Annotated in this window: 14 protein-coding genes; 4 read left to right on the plus strand and 10 right to left on the minus strand. The window is 46.4% G+C overall.

Translation table 11 applies throughout. The annotated features are described in order from the left end of the window. Positions 1 to 34 precede the first annotated feature (34 nt). Both RGU72_RS15405 and RGU72_RS15410 read right to left on the minus strand, forming a co-directional pair. On the minus strand, positions 35 to 2,926 hold the full coding sequence (locus RGU72_RS15405; RefSeq protein ID WP_322120565.1) for a TonB-dependent receptor domain-containing protein: 2,892 nt from the start codon (positions 2,924 to 2,926) through the stop codon (positions 35 to 37). Positions 2,927 to 3,493: 567 nt separating this feature from the next. Beyond that, a complete protein-coding gene (locus tag RGU72_RS15410; RefSeq protein ID WP_322120566.1) occupies positions 3,494 to 4,630 on the minus strand; it encodes an alpha-D-ribose 1-methylphosphonate 5-triphosphate diphosphatase in 1,137 nt (378 codons plus the stop codon). Positions 4,631 to 4,704: 74 nt separating this feature from the next. Between RGU72_RS15410 and RGU72_RS15415 the strand changes: the two genes are divergently transcribed. Then, a complete protein-coding gene (locus RGU72_RS15415) occupies positions 4,705 to 5,433 on the plus strand; it encodes a DUF1045 domain-containing protein (protein WP_322120567.1) in 729 nt (242 codons plus the stop codon). Between the two features lie 8 nt (positions 5,434 to 5,441). On the opposite strand, the gene RGU72_RS15420 is transcribed toward RGU72_RS15415, so the two are convergent. Then, positions 5,442 to 6,365: a LysR family transcriptional regulator gene (locus RGU72_RS15420; RefSeq protein WP_322120568.1), complete on the minus strand. Its 924-nt coding sequence runs from the start codon at positions 6,363 to 6,365 to the stop codon at positions 5,442 to 5,444. A gap of 277 nt (positions 6,366 to 6,642) precedes the next feature. On the opposite strand from RGU72_RS15420, the gene RGU72_RS15425 reads away from it, so the two are divergent. The 3 genes from RGU72_RS15425 (at position 6,643) to RGU72_RS15435 (ending at position 12,933) form a co-directional block, all read left to right on the plus strand. Continuing rightward, positions 6,643 to 6,921: a DUF4148 domain-containing protein gene (locus tag RGU72_RS15425; RefSeq protein WP_322120569.1), complete on the plus strand. Its 279-nt coding sequence runs from the start codon at positions 6,643 to 6,645 to the stop codon at positions 6,919 to 6,921. Between the two features lie 464 nt (positions 6,922 to 7,385). Continuing rightward, positions 7,386 to 9,419 carry an NADPH-dependent 2,4-dienoyl-CoA reductase gene (locus RGU72_RS15430; protein WP_322120570.1) on the plus strand — a complete coding sequence of 678 codons (2,034 nt, stop codon included), beginning with the start codon at positions 7,386 to 7,388 and terminating at the stop codon, positions 9,417 to 9,419. 844 nt (positions 9,420 to 10,263) lie between these two features. Beyond that, on the plus strand, positions 10,264 to 12,933 hold the full coding sequence (locus tag RGU72_RS15435; protein ID WP_322120571.1) for a TonB-dependent receptor: 2,670 nt from the start codon (positions 10,264 to 10,266) through the stop codon (positions 12,931 to 12,933). A gap of 142 nt (positions 12,934 to 13,075) precedes the next feature. Here the strand turns inward: RGU72_RS15435 and RGU72_RS15440 are convergent, their stop codons facing one another. From RGU72_RS15440 to rpmH, 7 genes are all read right to left on the minus strand, one after another. Continuing rightward, positions 13,076 to 14,014 (minus strand): LysR family transcriptional regulator, encoded by a 939-nt coding sequence (locus RGU72_RS15440; RefSeq protein WP_322120572.1) that lies wholly within the window; start codon positions 14,012 to 14,014, stop codon positions 13,076 to 13,078. Positions 14,015 to 14,041: 27 nt separating this feature from the next. Further along, a complete protein-coding gene (locus RGU72_RS15445) occupies positions 14,042 to 14,812 on the minus strand; it encodes a class II glutamine amidotransferase (protein ID WP_322120573.1) in 771 nt (256 codons plus the stop codon). A 299-nt stretch (positions 14,813 to 15,111) separates the two neighbouring features. Continuing rightward, positions 15,112 to 16,590, minus strand: coding sequence for a tRNA modification GTPase (locus RGU72_RS15450; RefSeq protein WP_322120574.1), 1,479 nt, complete (start codon positions 16,588 to 16,590; stop codon positions 15,112 to 15,114). A gap of 163 nt (positions 16,591 to 16,753) precedes the next feature. Then, complete coding sequence (yidC, locus tag RGU72_RS15455) at positions 16,754 to 18,439, minus strand: membrane protein insertase YidC (protein ID WP_322120575.1); 1,686 nt, start codon at positions 18,437 to 18,439, stop codon at positions 16,754 to 16,756. 7 nt (positions 18,440 to 18,446) lie between these two features. Next, the gene (gene yidD, locus RGU72_RS15460; RefSeq protein WP_322120576.1) at positions 18,447 to 18,809 is read right to left on the minus strand and encodes a membrane protein insertion efficiency factor YidD; all 363 of its coding nucleotides are present in this window, start codon (positions 18,807 to 18,809) and stop codon (positions 18,447 to 18,449) included. A 10-nt stretch (positions 18,810 to 18,819) separates the two neighbouring features. Then, positions 18,820 to 19,221: a ribonuclease P protein component gene (locus RGU72_RS15465; protein WP_322120577.1), complete on the minus strand. Its 402-nt coding sequence runs from the start codon at positions 19,219 to 19,221 to the stop codon at positions 18,820 to 18,822. A 72-nt stretch (positions 19,222 to 19,293) separates the two neighbouring features. Then, positions 19,294 to 19,428, minus strand: a complete 135-nt coding sequence (gene rpmH / locus RGU72_RS15470) for a 50S ribosomal protein L34 (RefSeq protein WP_061535510.1) — start codon at positions 19,426 to 19,428, stop codon at positions 19,294 to 19,296. Between the last annotated feature and the right edge of the window lie 266 nt (positions 19,429 to 19,694).

The raw sequence follows: 19,694 nt of genomic DNA on the forward strand, positions 1-19,694 counted from the left end.
CGTTTTTTTCGTACGTCTTAACAAAATACTATTTTTAGAACTTAGCAGTTAAGTTGATGAACAACTTACGACCATAAGAATCATATACTTGTGGATAAGTATTGCCGTTAGCTGAACCAGCCGCTGCGGTTGCGTTCGTGGAAGCGATTGGAGGGTCTCTATCAAACAAGTTATTTATACCGCCGCTGATCGTAATTGTCTTACTGATTGGATATGCAGCATACAAATCAAAGTAATCACGTGAAGCTAAAGTTGCTTCGATTGGATTAACAGTGCCTGCTAACAAAGGACTAGGATTCAAGGCATCGTTATTCACACTACTAAAGTGACGCCATGTTCCAGAAACTTCCACTTTCCATGGAGTTGCCCAAGTTGCACGGAACTTATGACGCCATTCAGGATTCGGGGTACCGCAAGTAGCGCCGAAGTAGCCTTTGCAATCATATGCACCCAAACCAGGAATATTTTCAACACTCAACTTAGTCAAATAAGTACCGTTGAAGCCGAAATTGAGGCTACCCCATGTATTTAATTTATAGCTGTAGCTACCACCAACGTCAAATCCAGAGGTGTTCACCTTACCAATGTTTGTAGTGTTTGCTAGGACATAGCCGTCTGTGGATAACCAGAGACTGCCGAACTTGTCACGATGGATCAGGTTACAGAAAAGAGGATTACCTGTTTGCAAACATTGATTTAATGCAGTGGTTGGATCGACAGTACTGATAGTGTTGTCAATCTGAATGTTAAACATATCAACTGTGACACTCAGATTTTTAACTGGCTCGACTACAAACCCTAATGTGTAGGTTTTTGCTTTTTCCGGATTAACGTTTTGGTTACCACCTGTCAACGACTGATACTGATTAGCGGAGTTGTTAGTCACATTACCGTACTGTGCTCCGGTGACACCTGTGCGTGCACATTGTGCGGCACTGGCTGTAGGAGTTGCGCCACTGCATGGATCATTAGATGGGCCATTATTCCCAACCGATTGTGGATTGTACAAATCAAAAATAGTTGGTGCACGGACAGCTTGTTGATAGCTGCCACGCAGACGCAATTGTTTGACTGGTGACCATTCAATGCCTAAACCATAAGTATTTGTCGTCTTATTGGTGCTGTAGTCAGAGTAACGGTAACTTGCACTCAGATCCAAGGACTCAATCAGTGGACGCTTTTCTGCAATGGGGATATGCACCTCACCAAATGCTTCTTTGACAGTGTAGTTACCAGCAAGTGGAGGAGATGCGCCGCCACTGCCAGCTAAATCGCCTGTGGAGTTTTCCAGATCGGGTGTATAAACCAATTTTTCTGTACGCTGTTCGGTACCGAAAGACACGCCAACACCGTTTGCAGACCATGGTGACTTGATACCATAAGCGGCCAGATCAGAACCGATGTTCGCGCCCAACACTGATTGTTGCGTGTAACCTGTTTTTAAACCTGTGACCTGCAAATATTTCAATGCTGCAGGTGTTACGCCACCAAGTGTGAATAAGTTGTACGGTACGCAATTTGGGTCGGTTCCGTTAACTACTGAACGACAAACTGCCTGACCATTTACATTTACTACGTCCAGTGCTTTAGAAATCCTAGCCGTAGAGAAATAATTATTTTCTGACTCTTGGTGATTTACACGGGAAATTTGTGCAAACGCATCGTAGTGCCAGTTACCGATATCACCTTTGACGCCTAAGACGTTACGATATGACGTGTCTGAGATGCTACTAATACGAGGGCCACCTTCAACGTTGCGCTTGCCCACAAACACAGCAGCCGTATCACCAGCTTTTTTCAAACCCAGAGCAGCTTTCCATGAACTTGAGAGCAAAGGATTATCATATGACAAGGTTGCCTGCTGACCATAAAATACACCCCCGGGTGCAACTTGTGCATCTGTGTTGTAAGTATGGAAGTTGAATTCTTCGTACACACGTACTCGATCGTTTATATCAAAGTGTGCTTGCGCATTAAAACCATAAATTTCTGACGGACGTTGTAAGTAATTTAATGGTCCAAAATTATATGCATCCGATGATGATACGTATTTACGTGCTGTACCATTTGTATCTGCATTAGTGTACGAGCTACCACCCGATTGCAACGCAACACGACCACCTGCTGGAGTACCAGAGCCGCTGCAGCTAAACCCAGCAGCAGAAGAGCCTAATGCGCAAGAAGTAAAATCACGTTGCGATTGCAACAGGGCGTCTGTCTTTTTGTAAGTAAAGTATAAAGTTGCATTACCTTTACCATCGGCAAAATTACTACCCATCAAAATGCTTGCATCTTGAACTTTACCGTCATATCCAGCGCTTCCAGGGACTGGGAAGCCTCGCGCACTGACTACTGCACCGACATCGTTGTGCTGACTGTGATTATTACCACTGGAGTTGACTTGCATCTCAACACCATCATAATTATCTTTGAGTATGAAGTTGACCACACCTGCTACAGCACCTGCACCGTAAACTGCACCAGCACCACCAGTCAACACGTCAACGCGTTTGATCAAACCTGCTGGGACTTCGTTCAAATCGGCGGCTGAACTGCTGACGCTGCCGGAAGGTAAACGACGACCATTGACTAGCACCAAAGTACGATCGGCACCTAGACCGCGTAAGCTGACAGAAGATGTACCGGTAGCGCCGTTAGATATTGCACCACCTTGATCAGCAAATACTTGAGGCAGATTATTCAGTAGATCTTCGACACTTCTGGCGCCGTCAATTTTAATGTCTTTCGCGCTAAGTACAGTGACTGGGCTTGGCCCATCAACATTGATCGTTGGGATACGAGTACCAGTTACTTCCACTTTTTGTACTTTTTCAACCTCTTGCGCACCAGCAAATTGCGCTCCCAAAATCAATCCGCCTGTAAACATCAGACGCACTGATCGAGAAATAATTTTTTCTTTTATCATTGTGTAGCTCCCGTAAGGTGTAGCAACCATCTATCAATAAAACTTTTTTATTTAGGTTTTTAAACAAACCCAAATTTTTCGATGTGTAATTTAAAGTATCACAAAGTATCAAAAAACTTGATAGTGCATGGAACCATTTCTGTCAGATTGCTGTCAATCAAGTTGCTCTTGGTGGGCACAAAAATACAACAGCCTTTTCTTTATCTGTTTTGATAATTTTTATTTGATTTGCTTGGATTTCGTGCGTTCTAAAAAATCTTAAAAGCTTGCTTTTTTTCTAAACAAAACTAACTTTGGAAGATTTTTTTCAAAAATAAATGAATAAAAATAGGTAGAAAAAAATATATAAGCTTTTTATTTTCTGTAATTGTGATTTTTTAGATTTTTGTTTTATATTCGTTTTTTCAATCGTTGCATACGATTAAATCGCATGTTTCATCAGAGCAACTTATTGCAATTATTTAATGCGCTAAATCGAGCTAATTTGGTGCAATTTATAAATGTAAATTTTTGTAAGTGTGCGTATTTTTGTTTTCAAAATAGTAATTTTTATTGCCATTTAAATATTTAACAGATCTGTCTCCCAGTTTTCCAAACCCCCATAATTACTGGGAAATTCTCCACTATCCGAACCCGGATAAAGTCTGCGCGTAAACCTTTAGTGATCTCCCCCCGGTCATGCATACCTAAGATTTTTGCGGGATTACTTGTTACGGTTGCAATTACTTTTGGCAAGGACATGCCGGACTCGTGGAGTAAAAAAGCGGCGTGTAATAAGCTGGCTGGAACGTAATCTGATGACAAAACGTCTAGCAAATCAGCCTTGGCTAAGTCTTTGGCCGATACATTGCCCGAATGAGAACCGCCCCGGACGACATTTGGCGCGCCCATGATGATGGCTAATTGATGCTCGCGGGCAGCTTGTGCGGCGGCAAAAGTGGTGGGGAACTCTGACATGCTGACGCCTTCGAGCACGCCCTCGTTGACATGATCTAGCGTGGTGTCATCATGGCTAGCCAAAGGGATGGGCGTTGCTGACTCGCGGCACAATCTGACGACTTCCCTCCGGTTAGCCGAAGCGTGAGTTTGCTGGCGTTCTAGTAAATGCGCCAACATACCATCCACTTTTTCGTTGGTCCAACCACGCTTACCCGTTACATAGGTACGATAATGTTGCAAATTCGTCCACTGTCTTTGACCTGGAGTGTGATCCATTAACGAGACGAGTTTTAAGCGATGATCTTGCAGGAATGGCGTGAACATCCCGATCAGCTTTGGTTCTGCTAGTTCAAGACGTAAATGTAAAAAATGATCTGCGCGCAAAATACCGGCGCTTGCTGCAGTTTGCAAACCCTGAATACTGGCATGCAATGTTTGCATGCGCAGGCTATCGGTATCGATATCGCCGATAGCAATTGCATCCAATACAGTGGTGATACCAGAAGCGGCAATTTGCGCATCGTGCGCAACAATTGCGGGCAAGATCGGCCAACTGACCTTGGGGCGCGGCATTAAATGTTTTTCTAGGTTGTCGGTATGAATTTCTACCAAACCTGGTAGTAGAAAATCTCCGTCCCAATCGGTCCCAGCCAATCCGCTATTACCGGAGGACACATCGGTAATAACTTGATCTTCATAACAAAAGCTACCGATAAATTCAGAATCAGTCGTCACAATTCTGGCGTTGCGTATGGTGTGTATCATATCGATTTTGATTATTAGGTGCGCCTGGAAGCATAGCATGCGCTCCGTGGTCAAAAGCTCTCAAGTAGGCATCTATGACACGTTACGCTCTTTATTTTGCGCCCGATGATGATTCGCCTTGGTGGCAAGCCGGTTGCCATTGGCTTGGGCGAGATCCGTCGTCTGAGCAACATCTCTCACAAAATCTGATCGCTGGAATAACGCCAAATCAGCTGGCAGACCTGACCCAAAACGCGCGCAGATACGGATTCCATGCCACCTTAAAAGCACCATTCAGTCTGGCTCTAGGCGTAAGTGAAGGTGATTTGGTGCAGCATGTCGCCCAATTTTGTCAGCAAGCTATAGCACTGAGCATCGTCACGCTGAGTGTACAAAAGTTGGGGGATTTTTTAGCCCTGCAGACTGCCACGAACCGTAGCGCAATTGCAGCGCTCGCCCAAGACTGCGTGGCGTATTTTGATCCATTACGTGCGCCGATGACTGATGCTGACTGGCAAAAGCGCCGCCAACAAAATTTAACGGCGCGGCAAGAAGAGTTGCTGCGACGTTGGGCTTATCATTATACCGAAGAGCAATATCGCTTCCACATGACACTGACCGATTCTCTGGCGCATATCGATTACTCAACGGCGTTAATTTTGCAGCAGGCTGCTGAAGCATGCTTTGCAATTGATGCACCTTTAAGCATCGATCATCTTTGTATTTTTAAAGAAGATTATCCGGGTGCAGCGTTCTCGCTACTGCATCGCTGTTATTTTCGCGGACACGTTCAGGCAGTTAGCCCAGTCAATATAGACGACTAAAGTAGGCACTAACTCAGCCACATATCACTCTCAGGATGTGGAAATTGGTCGGAAACAAAATTAACAAAGTTTCTGACCTTGGCCGACAGCAAACGACGGCTTGGATAGACCATAGAGACTGACACTTCGCCCAACGAGTATTCGGGAAATAACCTGACTAAGCGACCACTAATCAAATCGTCGCCCAAAGTAAACGAAGGACGCAATACCAAGCCCATACCGGCTAGCGCGCAAACCCTGAGTACATCGGCATTATTAGAAATAACGCAGCTATGGATGGGAATTGGTCGCGGCTCGGGCAAAGCGCCCTTACGCCCCTGAACCATCCAGTTATCCCTCATGAAGTCATAACCAAAATTCAGGCACTTATGGTTAGACACATCGTCGGCATCTTTCGGCACACCGTATTGCTTTAAATACTGAGGCGATGCGCACAACATCACCTCGGAAGTGGCAAGCTTACGGGCGATCATGCTAGCGTCTATTTTTTGTAAGTTAAGGAAAAAACCAACATCAATTCCCTCCTCTACCAGATCGACAGTCCGATCAGAAATCCTGACATCCAACACGACGTCTGGAAATTCTTTAGCAAATCTAGGTAATAAGGGCGCCAGCTGGGTCTTGCCAAAACCGGGATGCGAGTAAATCCGCAAGGTACCGCTAGGCTTTTTTGCAGAGAATGAAGCAACCGCATCGGCGTCATCCACATCGGCCAAAATTTGGCGCACACGCTCTAAGTAGATTTGCCCTGTTTCTGTCAATGATAGTTTTCGAGTGGTACGATTAAGCAAGCGCGTCCCAAGATGCGTCTCTAAATCAGCCATGTAACGAGTGACTACCGCGTTTGACACCTCCAGCGATAACGCGGCACGGGCAAAGCTCCCTAGCTCGACTACCTTGGAAAAAATACGCATCGATTGCAAGCGATCCATTTTTCAAGCCCCTTATTGTTTCGTATTCCGCAATAGTATATTACTGATTACCACCTTTCTTGTTCAATCCGAAAAGCCTACACTCCTTTCATCGGTGTGCAGTGCAACATAAATGGCACATCGAAGCCAAATCCTCAGGCATGTTGCAGTTGGCATCGGAAGTGAATGGTGTAGGTTTTAATTCACTTCTCATGCAAATTGAGACCGGCATATGCCGAGCCAGGATTGGTTCAACGATGAGTTACCACTTACTTAATTTGATTACTGGAGAATGAACATGAATTCAAAACAAATATTTGCTGCTGTTAGCCTGATCGCTTTGACAACTAGCGCTGCTTTTGCTGCAGATGCGACAACGTCCACAAAAACTCGTGCTGAAGTCGTCGCTGAGTTGGCACAAGCCCGCGCAGCTGGCGAGCAAGTTGGCGGTCAAGAATTTGCCTGGTTTGTAGCGCCGAAAAGCACAACTGCAACAGCAGGCGCTACAAAAGACCAAGCTGACTCTAAATTAGAAACAGCTAAAGCAGCAAAAGCTAAAACTAGCACTACTGAATAAGTCAAAGTTAAGCTGATGTAAGTGTTAACTCAGGCTTACATCTGCTTTAACTCAGTTTTTACTTCTGGCAAATATCGCCAGAGCGTTAGAAAACTTTGAGCAGATCAGATGTTAAAACGCCACCTTAGGGTGGCGTTTTGCTTTTATATAGAACATTATTTTCCTCCACAAAAAAATACTCCCACCTAGTAATATTAAGTTACCCATAGAATTACTGGACAATAACGCTATTTTAACAATCTTTATGGGGAGTATATGAATACTGCCCAACTTTCATCTTACAAGAAGCAGTAAATACGGCCTTAACGCCTGCAATACAACAGCGCAGTGTGCGGTATCAATTTTTTAGGAGTGCCGCTTTTAGAAGCCATACTATTAGAGTGCACAAACTATCTCTTAGTTATCCCTTACTAACGGCATTTGTGTATTCTTGCGCAACACCAACACTTTTAGTAAAGCGTCCCATGCCAAACCCACATTATCCACACTTGCTCGCCCCGCTGGATCTCGGCTTCACTACTCTGCGTAACCGTACCATCATGGGTTCTATGCATACGGGTTTGGAAGACCGCTTTTATAATTATCACAAACTAGCGGAATATTTTCGTGAAAGAGCGCGTGGTGGCGCAGGTCTGATCGTCACTGGCGGCATCTCACCCAACCGGCGTGGCTGGTTGTTGCCATTTGGCGGCACCATGAATAGCCTTGCCGATATCTGGCATCATAAAAAAGTCACCCGCGCCGTGCATGAAGAAGGCGGCAAGATTGTGATGCAAATCCTGCACTCCGGTCGCTATGGTTACCAACCCTTCGTCGTTTCCGCCTCGGCGAAAAAATCGCCAATCTCCCTGTTTAAGCCCAAAGCACTGACCGAGAGCGGCATCGAAAGCACCATACGAGCTTATGTACGCTGCGCTCGACTGGCACAAAAATCCGGCTATGACGGGGTTGAAATCATGGGCAGCGAAGGCTATTTGCTCAACCAATTTCTGTGCGCCCGCACTAATCTGCGCAAGGATCGCTGGGGCGGCAGCATCGAAAACCGCATGCGTCTGCCAGTCGACATCGTCCGTCGCGTACGCGCTGCTGTCGGTAGCAACTTCATCATCATGTATCGCCACTCTATACTCGATCTGGTCGAAGGCGGTAACAGCTGGCAAGAAGTGGTAGAAGTAGCGCAGGCGCTAGAGCAAGCTGGTGTCAATATTCTCAATACTGGTATCGGCTGGCATGAAGCCCGCGTGCCCACCATCGTCACCTCGGTACCGCGCGCGGCATTCGCCAGCGTCGCTGGTCGCCTGAAAAAAGCGGTGTCGATTCCCGTAGTCGCCTCCAATCGTATCAACATGCCTGACCAGGGCGAGGCGATTATTGCGCGCGGCGATGCCGACATGGTATCGATGGCACGACCGTTTTTAGCCGATCCGGAATTCGTCAACAAAGCCGCCGCTGGTCACGCCGATACCATCAATACCTGCATCGCCTGCAATCAAGCCTGTCTTGACCATACCTTTTCGAACAAACGTGCCTCCTGTCTGGTCAATCCGCGAGCCGGACATGAGACCGAATTACGCTATATTAAAACCACTAGGCGCAAACGCGTTGCGGTCATCGGCGCAGGCCCAGCGGGATTATCTGCCGCCACTGTTGCTGCAGAATGTGGGCATGATGTGACCTTGTTCGACAGTAGCGACAGCATCGGCGGCCAGTTTAAAATCGCCATGCAAGTGCCGGGTAAAGAAGAGTTTGCAGAAACCTTGCGCTACTTCGGGAAGAAAATCGCCTCGACAGGCGTCAAACTCCAATTAAACCAGCGCATCACCCGCGAGCAATTATTATCACAAAGTTTTGATGACATTATCGTCGCCACCGGCATCGTGCCACGCACGCCTAGATTAGAGGGTGTAGATCATCCCAAAGTTTTATCCTACATTGACGTCCTGCTACATAAAAAACCGGTAGGCAAACGCGTTGCGATCATCGGCGCAGGCGGCATCGGCTTTGATGTCGGCGAATACTTATTACACGACCCGGCAGTCGCCTTGCCAGTGAGCTTGCAACACTGGTTTGCCGAATGGGGCGTTGACCCACAAGCGCACAGCAACGGCGGTCTGATCACCCCAGAACCCGCCCATCCGTATCGCCAGATTTATCTCTTGCAACGCAAAGCCAGCAAAGTTGGCGCAGGCCTCGGTAAAACTTCAGGCTGGGTGCATCGCACTACATTACAACGCAATGGCGTAGAAATGCTGGCGGGCGTTGAGTATCTAAAAATTGACGATCAGGGTTTACACATCACCGTCAACGGTCAAGCACGCGTACTGGAAGTCGATAACGTCATTCTCTGCGCGGGGCAAGAATCATTGACTGAACTGATGCCAGACAAGCCTAGGGATCAAAGTCCAAGGTTTCATAAAATTGGCGGTGCGGCATTGGCATCGGAATTGGATGCGAAGCGGGCGATTAAAGAGGGTGCTGAATTGGCGGTTAGCTTGTAGTTGAAAAGGCTGGTAAGCGTTGTATACCTCCAAAACAGCCCCAGATATATCCGCACATTACCAGATAGCAAGATAGCCAACTCACTGCACCCGACTAAGCTATTCAAAACTATCAATCTACTTCCTTAAGCAATCTTTGCTGGCCTGCATGGGCTGCTTGGGCTTACCCGGCAGGTTTAGCAATTTTCTGAACGTCATCAGAAAAATCTCGCACCAAAAACTGATCACCAAGAGCGCTAGCGTCAAAAGAACTAGCGCTCGGTTTGGCCGTAGATTTATCTAAATAGCAAATCAGTCGTTCCGTAAATCCGCTTAAAAAAATTATCTTTTTAATAAAATAAATGAAATGTTTTTTGTAACTTACTAATACAAAATGCATCTTATCGTACTAGGCCTTGCTATTTTTTATCTTAAAAATCTCGTCAAAAACTCCATCTTTTCATTATTCTTTTACCACTAAAAATAATAATTAGTTTGAAGATAATTCCAATTTAACTATATAAAAATACGTTTTATCTTATAAATCCATCGAAATTAAGAATTTTATTCTTAAAAAAATTGTGAAAACAAATCATAAAAAAAACTTTCTGAAGGCTAAAAAAATCAGGTAAATAATAAAAACTGTATCTGAAATGTAAATAATGCGTTGTATTTTTGGATGTTGTTTGCAAGTACGTTTATTGACAGCCTTCTTGCAGAAATGCTCCCATGCTCCATCAAGAAATTTTGGCAAATTTATTTACATATGGATGTCAAAAAACTTGGTTTTATTTACAAAATATCGTACGAAAAAAGTTTAAGAAGTTGAAAAATTCGTACTTCAACCGTCCTTGGGAGTTTAGCAATGATTAAAGAAAAAATTCTGGCGCAATCCGTCAGAGTCTTATTTTCGGGCAGCATCGCGGTTGGCTTGGGTTTATTTGCACACCCAGCCTTCTCACAAGAAGAAGCGGCGCCGCAGCGTGTTGAAATTACTGGTTCGTCGATTAAACGTCTGGCAGCAGAGAGCTCTTTGCCAGTTACTGTAATTAAGGCAGATGACTTTGTTAAACAAGGTTTGACTACGGCCGAGCAAGTCGTTAATTCTCTGGCGTCAAACCAAACCCAACAAGGCGGTAGCCAAAGCGTTGGCCTATCCACTGGCGGTGCGTCACAAGCAGATTTGCGTGGTATTGGCTCCAACAAAACTCTGGTGCTGTTAAACGGTCGTCGTATTGCCAATCATCCTTACGATGGCGCAACCGTCGATCTGAACATTATCCCGATTGGTGCTCTCGACCGCGTAGAGGTATTACGTGACGGCGCATCCGCGATTTACGGTACCGATGCGATTGGTGGTGTCATTAACTTTATTACCAAGCGTTCAGTAAAAGGCGTTGAACTGACAGCAGAAACAACCGCACCGCAAAAATCAGGTGGCACTGAAACACGTGCGAACTTGCTGGTAGGATACGGTGATCTGGATAAAGACGGATTCAATATCTTTGGTGTGATTGATGCACATAAACAAAATTCATTAACGGCAACTCAGCGTGATTTTTCCAGCACTGGCATTATCCCTAACAGAGGTTTGAACAAAACCAGCGGTAATACTCCGTCGGCCAACTTCTATGACAATGGCAGCGGCAATGGCGGCAATATCTCTTTTGCCAATGGTTGCGATCCGGTAAACCACTCCTTCCCAAAAGCATCTAATGGCACCTGCCGATATGACTATACGTCTCAAGTAGATGATATCCCTGAAACTAAGCAGATCAGTTTCTTGGGTAAAGGTACTTTCAAACTCAATGCTGACAATAATGCGACCGTAGAATATTTGCATTCAGAATCGACCAACATCAACTCGGTTGCTGCTGCACCTTTGTATGATGGAGAAGACGCTGCACTGACTGGATTGCAAGTGCCTGTTGGTAGTAAATATTATCCAGGTGGTAGCGGCGGTGTAGCTGCTTTTCCTGGTCTGACTGGCCCTTTGAGTATTAACTGGCGTCCTTTAGAAGTTGGTAAGCGTACAGAAAAAGACGTGAGCAAATCTGATCGTTTTCTGGCAGGTCTTGAAGGTACTATTGGCGCATGGGATTACAAAACGGCTTTCGTCTATACACAAGGACAAGCCTCTAGTACCTTAACTCACGGTTACACGAGTGACAACGGTATTTTCAAAGGTGTTACGACTGGCTTATTAAATCCATTTGGACCACAAGATGCTACTGGTACAGCCTACTTAAATAGTATTCAACTGGTCGGCCAGACTCTGTCCGGCAAAACTACTTCTACTGGTGTTGACATCAAAGCCAGTCGTGAGTTTGGCGCCCTGGCTGGTGGTGCGATGGGTATTGCGTTTGGTGCAGAAGCACATCAAGACAAAGCCAACTATGACGTCAACACTGCAATTGCATCGCAGGCAGCCAGTACCGGTTTAGCAGATTCAAAAAGCATTGCAGGACAGCGGAATATTGAAGCCGTATTTGCTGAATTTGATGCCCCGTTCACCAAAGAATTAGAAATGCAATTAGCAGGTCGCATGGATAATTACAGCGATGTCGGCTCAACATTCAATCCAAAAATAGGTTTGCGTTACCAGCCAACGAAACAACTCTTGTTCCGTGCGTCAGCCAATACAGGTTTCCGTGCTCCTTCTTTGTATGAGAAAAATGCGCCGACAGTCGTAAGCAATACTGCAGATTCTTATGATGATCCAAAGTTGTGCCCAGGCGGCGTTGCAGTACCAGGCGCTAACCCTAACGTCGTATGCCAAGCACAGCAAAATATACAAAGTGGCGGCAATCAGGCGTTGACGCCAGAGAAAGCTAAAAACTTCACAGTAGGTCTTGCGTTTGAGCCAACGCCAGAACTGACTTTGACCGCTGACTATTGGAATATTCACTTAACCGATAGTATTGGTACATTGCCAGAGGCAGTGATATTTGGTAATCCAACTAAGTATGCGAATTTGTTTGTACGTAATGCGGATGGCACATTGGCCTATATTTCTGCGACCAATTTCAACTTAGGTGATACCAAAACAGACGGTATTGATGTGAGTGGTACATGGCGTTTGCCTAAATCTTCTGCTGGTAACTTCGTGTTATCGATGGAAGGCACTTATGTACGTCGTTACTCCTATCAAACTGAAAAAAACGGTGCCTGGACAGAAAACGTCGGTACTTTTGCAGACAATGGCCCGGTTTTCCGCTGGAAGCATACGTTGAATTTGTTGTGGAATAACGGTCCATGGACTGCCACATTGTCAGAAAAGTTTTTGTCCGGATATCATGACCAAAATGGTGTTGCAGACCAATATGCACAAGACGTAAAAGCGTATTCGGTATGGGCACTCACAGGCTCTTACAGTGGCTTTAAAAACTTGACGCTAACCGCTGGTTTGAAAAATCTGTTCAATACCAATCCACCGTTCAGTAACCAAGGTATTACCTTCCAACAAGGATACGACCCACGCTACACAGATCCATTGGGACGTGCTTTGTACTTACGCGCTACTTATAAGTTTTAATCACGCTGAACGAAGAACTTAGTTCCGAACCTAGTTCAACGCTTTATTAAGCAAGTAGCAAAATAAAAGGCCACACAGAATTTATTTTCTGTGTGGCCTTTTTAGATTGTGTGAACGGCGCTATCTATATCTGGCGCAAGGCTTATGCGCCAGATCGTCCCATCGCCTCCTTAGACGAATCCGACACCATCTTACGCAACCATTGCACCTCTGCTGCCGCATGTGAACGTTCATGCCACAGCATAAAGAAACGCATTTTTGGCATCTCTACCGGCATAGGCAAAATCGTAATTGGCCATTGCCCGACAAAGTGCATGGCGAAGCTACGACTAGTGGTAAAAATCAGATCCGTACGCGACAGTACATCCGGTACCATGCCAAAGTAAGGGATCGTCATTTGTATGTTTCGCTTTAAACCTTGATCAGCCAGAGCGCTGTCAATGATGCTGCGATGTCCCATCATATAAGGGGTGGGCGCAAGGTGCGGCATCTCTAAATAGTATTTAAGCGATAGACCTTTTTTTACGATCGGATGCTGGTTATTGACCATGCAGACCAAGTCATCCTCAAATAAATGCGCTAAATGTAAGTGCGGTGGCTGGTCTGGCCAGTTACCGATGACGCAATCTAACTCGCCGTTTTCTAGCGCTGACGCATAATCAAATCCTGCATTCAGCGAATGAATGACCAGACCGGCATTGGGCGCTTGTTCGCGTATTTTCTCCATGATCATCGGGATCAGCAAAACGCTTAAATAATCCGGTGCGCCGAGGTGGAATATACGTTGGCTTTGTGCGGCAACAAAACTGGGCGCAGAATGTGTGATGCTCTCCAGCACGCTAAGTCCCTGCTTTGCCAGCAACAATAATTCTTCGCCGCGTTCGGTCGCTGTCATCCCGTTTTTGCCACGCACTAATATCGCGTCGCCGGTAATGTCACGCAAGCGCTTTAGCATATTGCTGATTGCGGGTTGCGATTGTCCCAACTTCATGGCGGTGCGGGTAACGCTGCGCTCGGTCAGCAAAGTATGCAAGACGCGCAGTAAGTTGGTATCGAGGTGGTCGCTAGGCCGATTGCTCATGGTCGTAAAAATAAAAAAGACAAATTATCATGCGGCATGCACATCACCATCTACAAATACCATCAGCTCACCCGCAGCAAATTGGGTCCAGTTCTCATTCTTGGTCAATGGTTCTGTGACGATCACGGCAACGCGATCTTGTGGCGTGGTCACTTCAGAAAAATCGACTGCGATTTCTTCGTCCGACAAACTGGCGGTGGCAAAAGGATATTTTCTGACGATGTAATGTAACTTGGTAGAACAATGTGCAAATAACGCCTCTCCGTTGGACAGCATCATATTGAAGGTACCGTATTGCGCAATCTCATTGGTGATCTGGCGCATGAACCGGGTAATCTCGGTCATCGATGGCAAAGTCTCACCAAAGCGACGGCGCATTTCTTGCAGCAGATAACAAAACGCCCGTTCGCTGTCTGTTGTACCGACAGGATGGTATGCACCATCTAAGACCGGATGAAAATTTTTCAGGTCGCCGTTGTGCGCAAACACCCAATAACACCCCCAACATTCACGCACAAAGGGATGACAATTTTCTAGTGTGACTTGCCCTTGGGTGGCTTTACGGATATGGGCGATGACGTTTTCAGATTTGATCGGATAACGCTTGATTAACTCGGCAATCGGGGAAGTAACGGCGGCTTGGTGATCGACAAAATGGCGTACACCGTTGCCTTCAAAAAATGCGATCCCCCAGCCGTCTTTATGTTCGTCCGTCCGGCCGCCGCGTGTAGCAAACCCCGTAAAGCTGAACACGATATCGGTCGGGGTATTGCAATTCATTCCTAATAATTGACACATAGTCAGGCGCAATGCTGCGTTACATAAAATCCAAGCTTAGCATCATTGCGCTTGCCTATGCCATCTTGATTGGCAAGTCCCACTATTTTTATGCAGAGATTCTGGCAAACTTGGCAACTGGACTAAGCCACCTAACAAGAGCATTGTTACGCCTGAAAACAAAAATATAGTACGATCAAAACCATATTACCGAATATACTCCCCATCATTTTTTACAAATATGGCTCATTATCCAGCAATTACAAAGACAATTAAATGTACTTACTGGGAGTATATTTAATATTGGCTGCTAACCAAACTTATTTACCGATACAAAAACGGGAAAATATCACACCCAACAAATCATCAGAAGTAAATTCGCCCGTAATGCTGTTGAGCCGGTCTTGGGTTAAGCGTAGCTCTTCCGCAAACAAATCCAGCGACTGATCATTTTGTGCAGCATAGGCGGCAGCAAATTCTAAATGCTCGTTAGCTTGCTTTAGTGCGATCAGGTGACGTTCGCGCGCGAGATACAAGGACTCGCCCGTTTGTTGCCAACCAGCGATGCGGAGTAATTCTTTGCGCAGTAAATCAATGCCGATATGGTCTTGCGCAGACAAATATACGTGGGTGGCATCCGCCATCTGATCGACGCTGGGATGATGGCCGGACAGATCAATTTTGTTCCAGATGCGGATCACAGGCACTTGATCCGGGAAACGCGCCACGATCGCGTCGTCAGCGCGGGTCGGGCCACGGCCAGCATCGAGCAAATGCAAAATGACATCGGCTTTGCTGACTTCAGCCCAGGTACGTTCGATGCCGATACGCTCCACCGCATCAATGCTGCTGCGCGGCGCGTCCTTATTGTGCTCATTATTATGCTGGTCCTCGTGTTCATCATCCTCATGACGAATACCGGCGGTATCGATGATATTAAGCGGGATACCTTCGATATGGATAGTCTCAGTCACTTTGTCGCGGGTAGTGCCTGCGATAGGCGTGACGATAGCAACGTCGTCACCCGCCAACGCATTGAGCAAAGACGATTTACCGACATTCGGTTGACCGGCTAATACAATATTCAAACCCTCACGCAATAAAGCGCCTTGCGCCGCCTGTTTAAATACCGCCTGCAAGGCCGTTTGGATGGCGCTGAGCTGACCACGGGCATCCGATTTTTCTAAAAAATCGATTTCTTCCTCGGGGAAATCCAGCGTCGCTTCTACCAGCATGCGTAAGTGCACAACTTTTTCTACCAACGCATGAATCACTTTAGAAAATGCACCGGACAACGATTGTGATGCTGATTTGGCGGCGGCTTCGGTCGATGCCTCAATCAAATCCGACACTGCCTCGGCCTGCGCCAAATCCAGTTTATCGTTAAGGAAAGCACGCTGAGTAAATTCACCCGGTTGCGCCAGGCGTAAGCCCGTATCTTTGCCCGCTTCCAGACAACGCGTCAGCAGCATTTGCATCACCACTGGTCCGCCGTGCCCTTGTAGCTCGAGGACATCTTCACCGGTGTAAGAATGTGGACCTTTAAAGTAGAGCACGATGCCCTGATCAATCACGCTACCATCCGCTTGCGTAAATGGCAGGTACGTCGCGTGGCGTGGCTTGAGTTGTATCGCTTTTACACCGTTGGCAAATGCGTCCCCAAATAAGGAATCAATCACCGGCCTTAAATCTTTGCCGGAAATACGTACAACACCAATACCACCGCGCCCTGGTGCTGTGGCAATCGCGGTAATGGGCGTGCTGTCGTAACTACTTTGATGATGGCGATGTTGGTTCATGGTGTAATTCTAACTCTGCAAAAAAATACAGGAAAATGGTCTGTGGTTTAGCCTAAATACTACAGGAGTCCATAGAAAAAAAGCCCGTTAAAAAGTCCAAAAAAAAGCCCATGATTAAGATGGGCTTTTTTAACATAGACTTTTGGCTTAAACCTTCAAAACCTTAAGACTTGTGCTCTGGCGGGATCAACTTATTATTAATCACCCATTGCTGGGCGATCGACAAGACGTTATTAACAACCCAGTACAAGACCAGACCCGCCGGGAAGAAGAAGAACATCACTGAGAAAGCCAGCGGCATAAACATCATCATCTTGGCTTGCATAGGATCAGCCGGTTTTGGATTGAGCTTGGCCGTTACAAACATCGAGATTGCATACAACACGGGCAAAATGTACCAAGGATCCGGTGCGGTCAAATCGGTAATCCAGCCCACCCAAGGAGCGCCGCGCATTTCTACGCTGGCTTGCAACACCCAGTACAACGACAAGAAAACTGGCATCTGGATCAGAATCGGCAAGCAGCCACCGAGAGGATTGATTTTCTCAGTTTTGTACAACTCCATCATGGCTTGATTCATTTTTTGCGGCTCGTCTTTATGACGCTCACGCACGGCTTGCATTTTTGGTGTGAGTACTTTCATCTTCGCCATACTGCGATAACCAGCAGCCGACAACGGGAACAATGCCAGCTTGATGGAGATCGTGAAAACCACAATCGTCCAGCCCCAGTTACCCAACAACTTATGGATCAATTCCATGAGCCAAAACATCGGTTTTGCAATAATCGCAAAGTACCAATAATCTTTTACCAGATCCAGCCCTGGTGAAATTTTTTCTAATTTGTCAGACTCTTGTGGACCAGAATACAGACGCGCATCCATACTGACTGTTGCGCCTGGTGCAATGCTGCCCATTGGCAAAATAGTCGCTACCGCATACAGATTATCTTTGACTTTTTCGGTCACGATAGTGCGTGGCGCTTTGTCTTGCGGGATAAAAGCGGACACGAAAAAATGCTGGAGCACGGCGACCCAACCATTGTCTGCCTTGGTTGCGTGATTTGGCTTAGCGTCTGGATTGGCGCTATCTTTTTCAATTTTCTGGAAATCCAGTTTCTGAAAATGGTCCGACTCAGTGTAGACAGCAGGAGCATAAAATTCTCTGGAGGCGCTAAACATGCCGCCGTTTTCTGGCTTGGTACCGTCATGCAATAACTGCAAATACAAAGATGGCGTGATCGCTACCGGAGAATTATTCGTCACGTCATGCTTGACGTCGATGACGTAATCACCTTTTTTGAAGGTATAAGTCTTAGTCAACTTAACGCCGTTCAATTCAGATTCCAGTACCAGTTGCACTTTGTCGCCAGTATCCATCGTGCGCACGCCTGGCTTAGCAGTAAAGCTGGATTTGTGGTTTGGGAAAGCACCACCCATCAGACCAGTTTGAGCCAGATAAGTCCGTTTAGCGCTTTCATTAAACAACACAACGTTCTTGGTGTGGTCGTCTACATCTTTGTACTTGAGTAATTCCAGGCGACTAATCTCACCACCTAAGGTGTCGATATCGGCTTTGATCACATCAGTAGTAATCGTGATGTGCTCATTTTTAACGGCAGCAGCGTCAGCGCCAGTGGCAACACCATTAGCGCTGACGTTGCTAGTGGCAGTGGTGCTGGCAGCAGATGAACCTGATGCAGAAGCGCTGGCGTTTTTGCTCTGCTGCGCCTGGCTAGATGGCGTAAAGGAGAACATAGATGGTTTGCCGTTATGACGCATCCAGTTGTCCCAAAGGATCAACAGCGACATCGAGAAAACAACCCACAGGACGGTACGTTTGATATCCATTTGTGTTTTAGCAGGTAGATTTAGAAGAAGAATCAGGACGTTTTTTTAAAGCCATCATATTGTGATGCTTAGTTGCATGAGTAGCATTTTTGGCATACGCAGCTTGACGCTTTTTAGAACGTCCGTCGGATGTGGGGACGAAACTGTTTTTTTCAGATTTTTGTGGAACTGGATCCACTCCACCCGGATGCCATGGGTGACACTTACATACGCGTTTGCCCGCCAGCAAACAACCTTTTGCAGCGCCATGCTCGCGGATTGCCTCTGCCGCGTAATCTGAGCAGGACGGATAAAAACGGCAATTTTGTCCCAGCATAGGGCTGATAGCGAGTTTGTAAAAACGCAGCAGCAGGAGCAATAAAGGTTTCATGGCAGAGATTTCACAGCGCTTCTGCACCGTCGGTAACCAGCAAACGCACTGGCGCAAACAGACGCAAGATCTCCAGCCGCAACTCACGCTTCAGTTGCGCGGTGGTAGCTGGACCTGCTTTGGTATTTACGGGCTTGGACAAGCGCACGATACAATCCACATTGGTCAGGGACGAACAACGAAAAATTTCCCGCGTAACACGCTTAATCGTATTGCGTGTCGCCGCTCGCGGCGCAAAACGCTTGGCAGCAACCACGCCCAAGCGCGCGTTTGGCAGCTCGGTCGGTCTTGCATACAAAACAAAATGTGCTGTTCTTTGTACCGGCCGCAAACGAAAAACGGATGAAAATTCATCCGTTTTAACGATGCGCCGAACGCGTGTAAAATCACCACTTGCGTTTACTGATGTCATTGCATTAACCATATTATCAGTTGTGCAACTCATGCCACCAGCCAATACAAGCACTGATCATAGCTGGACAGATCAAGCTGCCAAGCGCTTGCGACCTTTAGCGCGACGTGCGTTCAATACAGCGCGGCCGCCACGGGTTGCCATGCGTGCGCGGAAGCCGTGAGTGCGCTTGCGGCGAACGACGGAAGGTTGGTAAGTACGTTTCATGTTGGTCTCGCTATTTGAGCAAATAAAAAATCGGAATCACGGGTAATGTACGAGTAATGCTTTTATGCGAATTAAAACCAGAATTAAAATTGCTTACTCGCCATTACTTCCCCAAAACCGCTGCTCATGGTGTGTTGCATTTATAACAAACTATGAATGCAATCAACAAAAAGAGGGTAGGGAACCCTGAATTAGACACTACTTTCTGCTTACGTGTCAATCACTTAGCACATTTTTTCGTCTTGTCATAGCGCAGACAAAGTAAA

Source organism: Undibacterium sp. 5I1 (genome assembly GCF_034314085.1).
GTDB lineage: Bacteria > Pseudomonadota > Gammaproteobacteria > Burkholderiales > Burkholderiaceae_D > Undibacterium.